The sequence below is a fragment of the Coleofasciculus sp. A1-SPW-01 genome (genome assembly GCF_040217205.1).
GTDB lineage: Bacteria > Cyanobacteriota > Cyanobacteriia > Cyanobacteriales > Coleofasciculaceae > Coleofasciculus > Coleofasciculus chthonoplastes_A.
Genome location: NZ_JAVJNP010000219.1, coordinates 1 through 14,498 on the forward strand (window position 1 = coordinate 1; position 14,498 = coordinate 14,498).

The 14,498-nt window shown below is 44.5% G+C and carries 8 protein-coding genes; 5 read left to right on the forward strand and 3 right to left on the reverse strand.

What is annotated here, in order from left to right:
* The first annotated feature begins 581 nt into the window (after positions 1–581).
* On the forward strand, positions 582–4,376 hold the full coding sequence (locus RH949_RS31510; RefSeq protein WP_446358765.1) for a CHAT domain-containing protein: 3,795 nt from the start codon (positions 582–584) through the stop codon (positions 4,374–4,376).
* Positions 4,377–5,113: 737 nt separating this feature from the next.
* Positions 5,114–8,995 (forward strand): CHAT domain-containing protein, encoded by a 3,882-nt coding sequence (locus RH949_RS31515; RefSeq protein ID WP_446358767.1) that lies wholly within the window; start codon positions 5,114–5,116, stop codon positions 8,993–8,995.
* A 256-nt stretch (positions 8,996–9,251) separates the two neighbouring features.
* On the opposite strand, the gene RH949_RS31520 is transcribed toward RH949_RS31515, so the two are convergent.
* Together RH949_RS31520 and RH949_RS31525 are read right to left on the reverse strand one after the other, a co-directional pair.
* The gene (locus RH949_RS31520; RefSeq protein ID WP_446358769.1) at positions 9,252–9,818 is read right to left on the reverse strand and encodes a DUF2808 domain-containing protein; all 567 of its coding nucleotides are present in this window, start codon (positions 9,816–9,818) and stop codon (positions 9,252–9,254) included.
* Between the two features lie 57 nt (positions 9,819–9,875).
* Complete coding sequence (locus tag RH949_RS31525) at positions 9,876–10,136, reverse strand: hypothetical protein (RefSeq protein WP_006104661.1); 261 nt, start codon at positions 10,134–10,136, stop codon at positions 9,876–9,878.
* Positions 10,137–10,312: 176 nt separating this feature from the next.
* Here RH949_RS31525 and RH949_RS31530 point away from each other — a divergent pair, with 176 nt between their 5' ends.
* From RH949_RS31530 to RH949_RS31540, 3 genes are all read left to right on the forward strand, one after another.
* A complete protein-coding gene (locus tag RH949_RS31530; protein ID WP_006104644.1) occupies positions 10,313–10,921 on the forward strand; it encodes a DUF3318 domain-containing protein in 609 nt (202 codons plus the stop codon).
* Positions 10,922–11,152: 231 nt separating this feature from the next.
* Positions 11,153–13,408, forward strand: coding sequence for an MASE1 domain-containing protein (locus RH949_RS31535; protein WP_446358772.1), 2,256 nt, complete (start codon positions 11,153–11,155; stop codon positions 13,406–13,408).
* Between the two features lie 80 nt (positions 13,409–13,488).
* The gene (locus RH949_RS31540) at positions 13,489–13,671 is read left to right on the forward strand and encodes a hypothetical protein (protein ID WP_006104651.1); all 183 of its coding nucleotides are present in this window, start codon (positions 13,489–13,491) and stop codon (positions 13,669–13,671) included.
* Between the two features lie 22 nt (positions 13,672–13,693).
* Here RH949_RS31540 and RH949_RS31545 read toward each other — a convergent pair whose 3' ends face one another.
* Positions 13,694–14,287 carry a hypothetical protein gene (locus tag RH949_RS31545; RefSeq protein WP_006104541.1) on the reverse strand — a complete coding sequence of 198 codons (594 nt, stop codon included), beginning with the start codon at positions 14,285–14,287 and terminating at the stop codon, positions 13,694–13,696.
* Positions 14,288–14,498: the final 211 nt, after the last annotated feature.

Genomic DNA, 14,498 nt, shown 5'->3' on the forward strand with positions numbered 1-14,498 from the left:
TTAACGAAAAATAGGGCGTTTCGGCTTTTAGAAGTTAGTTTGACCGAACCGAATTCTGTACGGTTTTTCCCCCTTGTCTTCTTTCCTTCCTTGTCCCCTTGTCTTGTCTCCACCCTTAAATAAAAAACCTACACCTGTCAGGGGGACGGGAGGGGGATCTAAAAGGGGGGAACGAGGGGGGTTGGGGGACGGAAGTGGGACGGAAGGGGGATCTATAAGTGAAGAGGGGGATGTGAAGGGGATGAAGATGAGCTGGGGGTGAGGGCTGTAGCCTGACATGCTGCCAAATTGTCCAAATCTCCACAGGAGAAATTAACCCAAATGGGTATACCTTAAATGTTCCATAAGTCTGACAATTATTTATAATATTTTCTAAGGGAGACTAAAAAAAGGATATCGCACTTTAACCCTAAAGCGGCAGATTTACAAAACCTGCATTTTGTTAAGCTTCAATGAAGTATAAGATTAAATAAAATTTACTATATTAATTACCTAAAAAAGGGAAACTAAAGAGTCGATTAATCGTCATTTATTATGAGTACTCCTGACACGACAATAGGCAACAACCAATGACATACAAGATGAACACAACAGTATTGACCAATTGCTGGTTGGTGGTTGCCAATCTATTCGCCATGACCAAGAAAAAAAGTAAACGAACCCACTATCTACTGTTGACGTTACTCCTGGCGGGCTTACCAACGGGGGGACTGGCTCAATCGGTTGTTGAATCGCCAGATGGGACAGGTACTATTGTCACACCCAATGGGGATCAGTTTGACATTACCGGGGGACAAACTTCTGGGGATGGGGTGAATCGTTTTCATAGCTTCAGTGAATTTGGTTTAGACGCGAATCAAACCGCTAATTTTATTTCTGATCCTAATATTAAAAACATTCTGTCCCGTGTGACAGGTGGCGACCCTTCCGTCATTAACGGGTTGCTGCAAGTGACTGGGGGAAATTCTAATCTATTTTTAATGAATCCTGCGGGTATTGTCTTTGGTGAAAATGCTCAACTTAACGTTCCCGCATCCTTTACCGCTACAACCGCTACGGGTATTGGTTTTGGGGACAATTGGTTTAATGCACAAGGGGCAAATAATTATGCCACATTGATTGGTCAACCCAATGCTTTTACGTTTAACACCGCCAACCCCGGATCAATTATTAATGCAGGTGATTTGGGGGTAGAAGCCGGACAAGATTTAAGCTTAATTGGGGGTACGGTTGTCAGTACGGGTAGCTTAACCGCGCCAGACGGAGGAATTAGTGTGACCACTGTCCCTGGTGAGAGTATGGTGCGGATTAGCCAACCTGGATATATGCTGAGTTTAGAGGTTCAACCCTCTGCGTCAATCCCATTAACTCCCCTAAATTTGCCTCAGTTGTTAACCGGGAGTGGACAAGTAGCGGGTGTGGAGGTGAGTAGCGGTGGAGAAGTTAAGTTAGTTGGGTCAGGTATCGCTGTAGAAAATGGGGATATCGTGGCGCGTGATCTGAATTCCCAGACGGCTACACTATCCGCTCAACAGAATCTCACGTTAGTGGAGAGTCAATTACAAACAACGGGAGATTTAAATCTACTGGCAAAGGATACAGTACGGGTGCGGGATAGTCTGGTCAATCCGTTTCTTGCCCAAGCTGGGGGAAATCTCTACATTCAGGGGAATCAGAGTATTGATATCTTAGCGCTAAATCATCCACAAACACCGTTTCAAAGTGGTGGAAATCTCAGTTTAGTCAGTGATGGCAAGGTTTCTGGCGATGCTCACTTTACCAGTGGAGGAAATTTTTCGATTCTTAATTTATCGGGAGAGCCAGGTAATTTTGTTAGCCTTTATGACCCAATTATTCGGGTTGATGGTGATGTTGAGTTTGGTAATTACACAGGCGCAGCTCTTTTGGTAGAAGCGACAGGTAGTATCCAGGGGGGCAATATTACGATTACTAGACCCGATGATTCTCTTGATGCTAATGTAGGAATTTCTAATTCAGATTTGGAGCTTTTGACCAGTCAACCAACCCTGATTTTGCGAGCAGGGTTGAATGCGGTAACTTCGACTAACGTTCCTGCAACTCAAGGTTCAACCAATTTTCAAACACCAGGATCGCCGTTATCGCTGCCACCAGGAAGTATCAATGTAGGAAATATTAACACTTCCGATGAAGTTTCTGAGTCTAACCAAGCTAATGCCGGTCCTGTAATATTGTTTGCCACGGGTGACATTATTACAGACACTATAACGGCGACGACAAGTAGGGGTAGTGGAGACGATTCTGGTTTTGTCAATCTGTCGGCTCAAGGAAATATTACGACTGACACTATCAACACCAGTGATAAAGGACAGGGGAATGCGGGTTCTGTAACAGTAATAGCTGGAGGGAATATAAGCATTAATGATATAGATGCTAGTGAGCAAGGACAAGGTAATTCAGGCGACGTAACCTTGACAGCAGGGGACTCGATTACAATTCTAGGCAATATCGATCAGACGGCTCTTCCACCAGGGAATATGGGTCAGCTTCAGATCACACCTAACCAAACCAACCCCATACCCAATCCCCAACCCCAACCCAATCCCCAACCGCCACCCAATCCCCAACCGCCACCCGAATCGATTCCTGAACAGATTCCTGAACGGATTTTTGTTTATGAACGGATTCCTCTTTATGAACGGATTCCGGAACCAATTCCTGAACCGGAACCAATTCTGGAAGTGGAAGTGGAACCGGAACCAATTCCTGAAACCGAACCGATTCCTGAACCGCAACCGGAAGTGGAACCGGAACCAATTCCTGAACCAGAACCAATTCCTGAACCGCAACCGGAAGTGGAAGCCGAACCAATTCCTGAACCAGAACCAATTCCTGAACCGATTACTGAAGCGGAACCCAATCCGGAACCGGAAGCGGAACCGGAACCAATTCCTGAAGCGGAACCAATTCCTGAACCGATTACTGAAGCGGAACCCAATCCTGAACCTAATCTAAATAGTACAAACCCAAGTGTTAATGAACCGAGTGATAACAACCAAAACCAATCCCCCTCTGACAACAACCAATCTACTACAACCCAAGAGCAATCCGAAACAAACCCGCCGATAGATTCAACTCAAACGGATTCTGTAGCTGAGTTTGAAGAAAAATTCACGCAGCAATTCAAGGAATATTTAGAGCTACCTGGAGATATTTCTCTGAGAACCCTAGCAGAAAGCCGGGAAATTCTCGCTAATACTGAAAAATCAACGGGAGCTAAACCCGCACTCATCTATGTCGGTTTTGCGCCCCAAACGATTACTACCGATGGGGCAACAAATGTACCCTTCCCAACTCCAAGTCCTCAAGATCAGTTAGAAATACTGCTGGTAACTGCTCAAGGAACCCCAATTCGCAAAAAAGTAGAAGGAGTAACCCGTGAGCAAGTCCTGAAAGTTGCTAATGAATTTCGTTTGCAAGTTACTAATGTCCGTAGCCAAAAAGGTTATATTGTGCCGGGACAGCAACTCTACAACTGGTTAGTGAAGCCATTAGAAGATGAATTCCAAGGTCAAGGGATCGAAAATCTCATTTTCCTCCTCGATAGTAACTTGCGCTCCGTTCCAGTGGCGGCACTCTATGATGGTGAACAGTTTCTCATCGAAAAGTATAGTGTTGGCTTAATGCCGAGTCTTAGCCTCACTGATACCCGTTATGAGCCTGTTACCAACATGGAAGTTCTGGCAATGGGAGCCTCGCAATTTACTGATAAACAACCATTACCAGCGGTGCCAGTAGAGTTATCAGAAATCACCCAGGATATATGGCAGGGAAAATCATTTCTCAATGAATCATTCACGGTGAATAACCTAAAACAACAGCAACAACGTCAGCCTTATGGCATGATTCATTTGGCAACTCATGCTGATTTCGTGCCAGGAGATCTGAGTAACTCCTATATCCAATTTTGGGATAGTAAACTGCGACTTAATCAACTGTCTGAGTTAGGTTTAAACAAGCCAACGGTAGAGTTATTGGTACTAAGCTCTTGTCGCACGGCATTGGGGAATGAGGAAGCGGAATTAGGCTTTGCTGGGTTAGCTGTTAAAGCGGGGGTTAAGTCGGCGGTGGGGAGTTTGTGGTATGTGAGTGATCAAGGAACCTTGGGGTTAATGACTGAATTTTATCAGCGGCTCAAACAAGCTCCAATTAAGGCAGAAGCTATCCGCCAAGCTCAATTAGCTATGCTCAACGGGCAAGTTTATACACAAGATGGAAAACTGATTACCACTCAGGATATGATATCTTTACCACCGGAACTGGCTAGGTTAAGAGATCAAACCTTTGAACATCCTTATTACTGGAGTGCGTTCACAATGATTGGTAGTCCCTGGTAATTTTTCATTTGTCATTTGTTATTTGTCATACTCGCTCCCTTGAGAAGCAAGCTACGTTTATGTAAGGGTTTGAAGCATATTCACATAACTTAACATCGTTCAGTTTATTTCCACCAACCTACTTAGTGAGAGCATCGTGCTTGCTACTTAATACCCAATTGAAATGCATGACGAGCTTAGGTGGAATGGTACTGACTTAAGGTTTTAGGTTGGGTTTTGACTTCGCTCAACCAAACAAAATCTAGGGCTAAGGTTCCCTTACTACGAACCCAAGCTAATCTACCAAATTGTGTGCCACGCCAGTACCCTCGTAAGCTAAGTAAGCTTTCCATAGTTGGTTGGAATTAATTTTTGACCGTAGTTAATTTACACAATCTACACCTTGGACACTCTGTCAATTAAGTTTTAATGAAGTTTAGCAAACATACAATGTACAATGCTATCCTAAACATAAGGCATAGATTAAATTATTGATAGTGCTGGGGGAATTATCCGGAAATCAATCATAAGGATTGAATAGTGAATTACATTTGTAAACACCGGGGTTGCATATATTGAATAAATACATAATAACTGAGACAGATTATTGATTTTTATTCATAATTTTTAACTTAAACTAAATAGTTATATAATATAAAAATGCACTGTATTAATTTTGCGAAAAGCCATAAAATTTTTAAATAAAACGTAAATTTTAAATCAACTTAATTTAGTCTTAATTTATCAAGCAAAGACCCATGAATCAGAGGAAAATAGCTGTGGGGTTAACTAAGGAAAGATGGCACCTGACCAAGTTATTAACTTGGCTAACTGAAAATAGTAAAGTCAATAGCATTTTACTATGGACGTTAGTTTTAGGATTCTTTCCCACTGGCGTTGAGGCACAACCTGTGCCAGCCAATGATGGAACAAATACTCAAGTAGACGCCAGTGGCGACAAATTCACGATTACTGGCGGTCAAACTTCTGGAGATGGCGCTAATCTTTTTCACAATTTTAGTGAGTTTGGCTTAGACGCAAACCAGACTGCTAATTTCATTTCTAATCCCACTATTCAGAATATTTTATCCCGTGTGACGGGGGGAAATGCTTCACTAATTAATGGGTTGATTCAGGTAACGGGGGGCAATTCCAATCTGTTCTTGATGAATCCGGCGGGGATTGTGTTTGGTCAAAATGCCCGGTTAGATGTACCTGCATCTTTTACGGCAACGACAGCGACAGGGATTGGGTTTGGGGAGAATTGGTTTAGTGCGATCGCGTCTAATGATTATACCTCTCTTGTCGGTCAACCCAATGCTTTTACGTTCAACACATCTAACCCTGGGGCGATTGTCAATGGGGGGAATTTGGAGGTTGGCAAAGATTTAAACTTCGTTGGTGGTACAGTGGTGAGTACAGGTAACTTGGAAGCCCCTAAGGGACAAATTACCATTACCACAGTTCCCGGTGAGAGTACAGTTCGCCTCAGTCAACCTGGACATTTGTTAAGTCTAGAAGTTCCAGCGGGAGATGCACCTATTAATCCCCTATCTTTACCGGAATTGCTGACAGGTTCGGTTGATGTTCCAGATGTTGGAGTCAATAGCAACGGAACGGTAAAACTCTCAGCGTCTGGTATTCCGATTGAACCTGGAGATATTGTTGCCAAAAATGTTATTGCTGAGACAGCAACCTTATATGCACGGCATAACCTAACCTTAGTTGAGAGTCAGTTACAAACCACAGGTGACTTGAATTTATTAGCACAAGATACCGTGCGTGTGCGCGATAGTGTGACCCATCCTTTCCTTGCCCAAGCTGGGGGTAATCTTTATATTCAAGGCAATAACACCATTGATATATTGGCATTAAATCATCCCCAAACCCCTTTTCAAAGTGGCGGTAATCTCAGCTTAGTCAGTGATGGGGATATTTCAGGTGATGCTCATTTTACCAGTGGCGGAAGTTTCTCGCTGCTGAATTTAGTCGGTAATCCGGGTAACTTTGTCAGCTATTTTGATCCGATTATTAGCGTTGATGGGGATGTTACGTTTGGTGATTATAACGGGGTAGCGCTAAAGATAGAAGCGACAGGTAGTATTACCGGGGGAAACATCACCATTACTGGACCCGATACGATGTTGACGGGTGATGACCCAGATATTGAAATTTTGACCAGTTCTCCCTCCGTAATTCTGCGGGCGGGATTGACAGCATTAAATAATCCTGTCAATGTTTCTCCTTCTACCCCTTTCCTCGATGTCAACTCGAATACAACATTTAATTCGACTGAAACCTCTGCTTCACTAGGCAATATCACCGTCAATAATATTGACACATCTAGCAACGATTCTGCCTATGATTCTGGCAAAGTAATATTGTCAGCTACAGGAAATATTACGGTTAACGGTAATATAGATACTAGCAATCAAGTCGATAGCAATTCTGGAGATATTAATATATTAGCGTCTAGTGGTGATATCTCATTAGAAAATATTTCTAGCAGTAGTAATCAATTCGGAGATGCTGGGTCTATAAATGTATTGGCAAGTTCTGGAAGTATTACAGTTAATGGCAATATCAATACCGCTAATACCCTATCAGGAAATTCCGGCAATTCTGGAGACGTTGACTTAACCGCTGCTGATGAAATTATTACACGTAATATAGATATGAGGAACCAGGGAAACGGGGAGTTAGGAACGGTCAGTTTAAGAGCTGGAGGCAGCATTACAACGGGTAATATAACCCCAGAGGAAGAGTTAATGAATCAAGGGCGGTTAATTATCACCGAAAATACACCCATTACTGATCCAGAAACCCCTCCATTTACTGATCCGAGAACTGATCCAATTCCTGATCCGGGAACCGATCCAGAAACCCCTCCATTTACTGATCCGGAAACCGATACCCCTATTAATCTAGTTGATATAATACCTCCTGATCTTGATGAGGACGCTGATTGGCAGATTGATCCGGATCAACTCATTTCTGAAGGTGAGGAAGAGTCTCCAATTATAACTTACGAAAGAAGTCCTTCTCGCCCAGAAGATAATCCCAGTGAAACAAATTCCCTGAATCCTGAAGATAATACCAGTGAGACGAATTCCTTAAACCCAGAAGATAATACCAGTGAGACGAATTCCCTGAACCCAGAAGATAATCTGAATAATTCCAGCGATACAACTCTCTCTGAACCGACAAATCAACTGACTAACTCCAGCAATCCTAGTCCTAGCGAAACGAGTAGTAATCCATCCGTCTCTGCTGAAACCCCATCCAGTGAAGCGAATAGCAATCCATCCACCCCCGCTAACAACTCATCCAGCGAAACGTCATCATCAGGTAATTCTGAGTCATCCCTCCAATCTGTTGATGCCTCAGAGGAAAACTTTACCCGGCAATTTGTAGACTATTTAGGCTTACCTACAGATATTCCTCTAGTCACACTCGCTAAAAGCCGGGATATTCTCAGCAACATTGAGAAAACTACAGGAGTTAAACCCGCGCTGCTTTATATCAGTTTTGTCCCACCAGATAGTTCTAATCAGGCAGAAAATTCATCATCTTCAAACCAAAATATTCCCCGCAAAACCCGCAATCCTCAAGACCAATTAGAACTACTACTGGTTACCGCTAATGGATTACCCATTCGCAAAAGAATCCCAGAAATCACTCGCCAACAAGTTCTCAACGTTGCGGATCAGTTTCGCTTAGAAGTCACCAATATTCGCAGTCGCCAAGGCTACATTGCTCCCGGTAAACGACTTTATGATTGGCTAGTGGCTCCCATGGACAATGAACTGCAAGCCCTCGGTATCGAAAACATAACCTTCCTAGTAGACTACGGCTTGCGCTCTATTCCTCTGGCGGCTCTTTACGATGGTCAACAGTTTTTGATTGAGAAATACAGTGTTGGTTTAATGCCGAGTTTAAGCCTGGTAAATCCCAACTACGCCCCCATTGAAAACATGGAAGTTTTAGCAATGGGAGCGGCAGAATTTACGGATCAAAAACCTTTACCTGCTGTCCCCGTAGAATTATCAGCTATTACCCAATCCCTGTGGCAAGGAAAATCTTTTCTGAACGATACATTTACTTTAGAAAATCTCAAAGCACAACGTCAACAGCAACCTTTTGGCATTATCCACTTAGCCACTCATGCTAATTTCCAATCGGGAGAACCGAATAACTCCTATATCCAACTTTGGGACAGGAAGCTGCGACTCAATCAATTACCTCAATTAGACTGGAATAATCCTCCCGTTGAACTCTTAGTTCTCAGTGCTTGTCGCACCGCATTGGGGAATGAGGAAGCGGAATTAGGGTTTGCTGGATTAGCGGTTCAAGCGGGCGCAAAATCAGCCGTAGGAAGTTTATGGTATGTCAGTGATGAGGGAACTCTAGGATTAATGACCCAACTCTATCAAACCCTCAAACAAGCCCCTATTAAAGCAGAAGCACTGCAGCAAACTCAACTGGCAATGTTGCAGGGACAAGTCTATGTCCAAGGGGGTCAGCTGATTGCAGGTAATAAATCAGTCCCGTTACCACCTGAATTAGCCAGATTAGGAGATGGCAACTTTGAACATCCTTATTACTGGAGTGCGTTCACTATGGTTGGTAGTCCTTGGTAATTCGTCATTCGTCATTCGTCATTCGTTATTCGTCTTATGTCTTATATCATTCGTCTTATGTCTTATGTCATTTGGTCGGGGCGGGTTTTGCAGCCAAGCTAGGGATAACAATTAATATTAGTCCCTAAACCCGCCCCTACAGACAGATGCTTCTGGCATCACATCTGGAACATGACTCCCCTATCTCCCCCTGCTTCCCCCGCTCCCCCCGCTCCCCCAGCACCCCCTATCTAGCAGAATCCCCAGCACCCCCTATCTAGCAGAATCCCCATCGACAAGAGGTTCGTCGATAGAAGTGCAATCGTCCCACACCCAGATATAATCCATAGGGTTTTTCTCCTGCGGGAAAAGCGGTTACACCAAATAAATAAACTCCGCCCCAATAGGGATTATGCTGTGGCTGAAGACCAATAGTAAATGTGGTTCCCGGAGAAATCGGTTCGGCAAAACTAACAGAAACCGTTTTGGTTGCATCATCTCTGTTTACCGATTGCAACGGCAATTGTTCGCCTTTATTTCGAGCGGTTCCGGTAAATGCTAAAGTATCATCAAGTCTAAAACGGATAGTTTCGCTTCCTTCCCGTTGACTAATCGTCACCTTCTGTAAAGGTTCACCCGCATTTTCTGGAAGTTCTAAGGTGAAATAATACTTAGCCCCCCATACTCCCACATGATCAAATGTGGTGAACACATTAATCAAGCGCGGTGATTTTTCAAAGGAAACGGTACCATCAGCTTGCTGAACAGCGTGAATCGGGGCAATTGGCATTCCCCAGAGACTCGCTGTACTAAGGGTTAGGGCTAATACAGTGGAAACACGCATAACTCCATGTTTGCCCAACTACTGCCATGGGCTACTTACTGTTTATAATATTCGACATTACAAATCTGGGGGGCGATCGCGGTTCGTCAATTCCGAGGGAGGGCGATCGCTACTCCAAGCCCACCACACTTTACCACACTGGCATTGATAGAACTCTTGCCACTTTTTGCGATAATCTTCAGTCAGGACTGGCGATTGTCGATTAATCCAAACCCGTTGGGCTTCCATCGAAGAAGCATGACAGGTGGGACAGCAGAACTCTAAGGCATGAGTGGCTGATTTTGTCCATTGCGGCGGAAATGGGGTAAAAGCGTCCATAGTCTTATCGCTGGGTTGTAGCTTAAGGGGAGAGTCTGGTCTTGACCATCTCCTGTGCCTATTTTAGGGGTTTCCCTGCCCAGGCGTTTTGCATTTTAAGGTAAGCATGAGATAGTTGGGAAAATAAGTGTTTTAACTTTATCCTATAAATCTTCTAAGTTTGAGTCCCTCGGCTGATGAATCCAGAGCCAGAAATTCGCCGCTTGCGTGATCTAATGCCCGCCTCTGGGCGAATGCTGATCAAAATTATCAGTAAACCGCAACAGATGGCGGTGATTGAAACTCCTTTCCCGATGCCTTGGTCGAGAGATCGTCCAATCTATATTAACTTTGATCTGTGGCGTCGCTTACCTAGAGCGCAACGGGATATGCTGATCCTCAGCACCGTAAGTTGGTTGCTTAATATCAGGTGGTTTAAGCCCGATTTATATCAAGGCGTTGTCATTGCCGGATTGTTAGGGGGAATGGTGGAATTTGTGCAAGGCGATGCGGTGGGTGTCGTCGTGGCGACGGGATTGAGTGCGATCGCGGGGAGTCAAATTTGGCGCAGCACTCGCAGTTGTCAAACTCACTTAGATGCGGATACCGATGCGATTAAAGTCGCCCTGCGGCGTGGCTATACCGAAACAGAAGCGGCGCAGCATCTATTAGCAGCGATTGAATCCGTAGCTGAGATGGAAGGGCGACTGAGTTTAAATTTTACTGAACTAATTCGCTCTCAAAACCTGCGGGCGATCGCAGGGATTTCCCCTGTGGGGGTTCCGGAGAGTGTAAGACAGGAATAGTTAGGCGTTGCTGAATAAGCGTTGTGGTGAGGGGAAGCTGGGGAAGCTGGGGAAGAAAACAGCTTACGTCTTATGGTCGGGGCGGGTTTTGCAGCCAAGCTAGGGATAACAATCAATATTAGTCCCTAAACCCGCCCCTACACCTCAACACTCACCCACCTAGGGGATGTTAAGTTTTGATAACCTTGGGCATCCTGTTGATGGAAGCTGATTGTTTTGAGTCATGAAATCTTGAATATTAGTTACGGTGAAGATTTAATTTTGTCCATATTTCCTGGGAATCCGCAGCGTTTCTGGCGATACCTGATCACAGTTGCTCTAGTTGCGATCGCTTATACAGGTAGCGCTCAGTTTACCCTGTCATGGTTAGGATTGGGCGCTGAGGCGTCTCCAGTGTGGGTTGGTGCGGGGATTGCTCTGGCTGCCCTTTTTTTGCAGGGAAAACGGCTGTGGGTTGGTGTGGCGATTGGTGCATTTTGGCTCAATCTGTCTCTGGGAGCCTCATTTTTGGTGTCTCTGGGTTCGGTAATCGGCTGCACGTTACAAGCTGTTGTCGGTGCGATGGGATTACGTCGCCTGGATTTTAACCCAAAGTTAGAATGCCTCAAGGATGCTTATGCTCTAATTGTCTTTGGCGCGATCATTGCCCCCTCAATTAACGCCACGATTAGTACGCTAGTGAATTGCTGGGTAAATTTTATTCCATGGCATCAATTTGGACTAAATTGGGGAACCCTTTGGTTAGGAGACAGTATGGGAATCTTAGTATTTACTCCCTTACTGCTATTAATTGTTCAGGACTCTCCTCAGCGAATTTTGCCGCCAAATTATCCACCCCAACAAATTTTAGAAGCCGTCCTGTGCTGGAGTCTACTGGGGGTATTTAGTTGGCTAGTTTTCCAGTCTCGAACTACCTTTGCCCTATCCGACTATCCCCTGGAATATTTACCCTTTCCCTTTGTCGTTTGGGCGGCGCTGCGATTTCGGGTGTGGGGTGCGGTTCTTGCCAGTTTAATCGTTTCGGGAATGGCAATTGGTGGCACTCTCCAAGGAATTGGACCCTTTGTGGTGAAAACGGGAAGTACCCTAGGCGCAATTCTACTGCTACAAACGTTTATGGCAGTGGTAACAATAACTGCTTTAGTGTTAGCCGCCGCTATGTCAGAGCGTCAACAGGCAGAAGAACAACTGCGGGCTACCTTAGAACGCGATCGCTTGTTAGCAGAGATTGCCCTGCGGATTCGTCAATCCTTGGATTTAGACCAGATTTTGCACACCACTGTTGTGGAAGTGCGGCAATTATTACAGGCAGATCGTGTCTATATTAGTTATCTAGATGAAAATAACCACAGTAAAATTGCTGCCGAATCTGTTGCCTCTGCTTATAAATCTCTGTTGGGATGGAAAGCCTCAGAGAAACTGTTACAAGAAACCCAAGAATTATTTGCCCAGCGTCAAATTTTAATCCGGGATAATACGGAACGGGTTAATGTTACGCCCTATCTCAAAGACTTTTATCGGTGCTACCAGATTAAAGCGACTCTGGCAATTCCATTAATTCTCGATGATCAATTATTTGGACTCTTGGCGGTTCATCAATGCCACCGTTCCCGTCATTGGCAATCCTTTGAGGTGGATTGGTTAAGACGATTAGCGGTTCAAGTCACCATTGCAATTCAACAAGCTCAACTTTACCAACAAGTCCAAGGGCTTAATAGTAACCTGGAAAGTCAAGTGGCGGAACGTACCCTGCAACTTGAGGAAAAAATGCAGGAATTGCAACGGCTTTACGAACTAAAAGATGTGTTTTTACAAGCGGTATCCCATGATCTACGAACATCAATGATGGGCTTAATTCTGATGTTGAAGGGAACCCAAAACAACCCTGGTGAAACCGTTGCCCTGCCGAGCAGAATTCTGGATCGGCTGATTGAAAATAGCGATCGCCAATTGACGTTGATCAATGCCTTATCTGAAGACCATTTTAACCAAGGGCGGAAAATAGAACTCCACTGTCAACCTTTATGCTTAAATGAACTCCTCAGCCAAATCCTCACTGATTTGCAGCCGTTATTCAGCAGTAACCACGCTCAATTAACGATGGTTATTCCCCAAACCTTACCCCCGGTTAAAGCTGATCCGACTCAACTGCGGTGTGTGTTTCATCATCTATTGACGAATGCCCTTAAACACAATCTACCGGGGGTTAAGATTACGCTGACAGTAAGGGTTGAGAGGGATATGCTTCATTGTGCGATCGCCGATGACGGAATAGGGATGAGCAAACAGCAGTGCGATCGGCTGTTTAAGCTTTATGTTCGGGGATTGCACTCTCAACACTTAACCGGAATTGGTTTAGGCTTATATTTATGTCGGCAAATTATTAATGCTCACGGGGGACAAATTAGTGTTACCAGTGTGCCAACACAAGGATCAACCTTTAACTTTTCGCTTCCTTTGTATAGGAGTAAGGTGGGTATTGCGTAAGGTGGGCATTGCCCACCCTACCTCTAAATCCCATTCATCATCCAAAATGGAATATAGCATTTTCATTTGAATTGTTACCCATGAACATCCCCACCGCCCTAGTCAATGAACTGAAGCTCTACCTCAAACACCGAACCGACAATGGTGATCTGGAAGCGAAAACCTTATTAACTCAACTTGAACAGTTCACTAGCTCACCCACAGCCGCAGAGGAACAAGCCTTGTATTCCCAACCGCCAGCGGGGTTAGATGTAGGATGTTAGTATTTTCGTCATTTGTCCTTGGTCAGAGCAAGTTTTCTCGACAGATATTCAACATCCGCTGATCATTCTCACTCAGTTGACCCACAGGTTGATACTGATCAAGCTTAACGGTGTAGGGATAGGTTAAAGATTCGTAAGTGCGATCGAGATTAAGCTGTCTCCCCGCCGCCGCTACCGAGGTTTGTTGCTGATTCTCGATAGTATGAGCTAAAGCGGTTTGGTCGTAGGGGTTGACAACTCGGAGATTCATCTGTTTAGATTCTAGAGTGCCATGAAAACAGCTAAATTCAGATTGAGGTAAGTAAAGTGCCCCAACTAGCTGTCCTTCATTGGCTTGAAACACAATATATTCTTGACCAATCTGATTGGGTTGGGAGGATTGACCGTAAAGGTACGTGCCATCTGGGATTGAAGTGGCTGAAGCGGATACAGTAGATGGATTCGTTTCCCCAGTGGAACTATCCACGACTTGCTTGAGTTGTTGAGCGACGGCGATGGGTCTACTGGAGACATTCATTGTGAGTCCTACGGTGAGCAGTAACCCGGTTAGGGGTAAACGCCAAGGGAAAGACGGTTGACGTTGGGACTGAAAAAACTCAATGAATCGGCTAATCACCGTGGTTACCTCCTTTAAAATAATATCGAAACACCCTTAGAAAATTTGGAATTTTAGTACACAGTTGGTAGCCGCCCTAATTTGTTAAAGTAGATTTAAGCTAAAGTAGACGTTAGCAGGCATCCTTACTTTCTATCTAACCGTGAACCTGTCTCGGGTTTGCGCTGCCTTTATCCGGTTTCTCAACCGTCACAGTTCGCACGGGCAAAAT

Coding starts and splice junctions, on each gene's coding strand:
- RH949_RS31510 (WP_446358765.1), top strand. CDS start 582: ATGAACACAACAGTATTGACCAATTGCTGGTTGGTGGTTGCCAATCTA.
- RH949_RS31515 (WP_446358767.1), top strand. CDS start 5,114: ATGAATCAGAGGAAAATAGCTGTGGGGTTAACTAAGGAAAGATGGCAC.
- RH949_RS31520 (WP_446358769.1), bottom strand. CDS start 9,818: ATGCGTGTTTCCACTGTATTAGCCCTAACCCTTAGTACAGCGAGTCTC.
- RH949_RS31525 (WP_006104661.1), bottom strand. CDS start 10,136: ATGGACGCTTTTACCCCATTTCCGCCGCAATGGACAAAATCAGCCACT.
- RH949_RS31530 (WP_006104644.1), top strand. CDS start 10,313: ATGAATCCAGAGCCAGAAATTCGCCGCTTGCGTGATCTAATGCCCGCC.
- RH949_RS31540 (WP_006104651.1), top strand. CDS start 13,489: ATGAACATCCCCACCGCCCTAGTCAATGAACTGAAGCTCTACCTCAAA.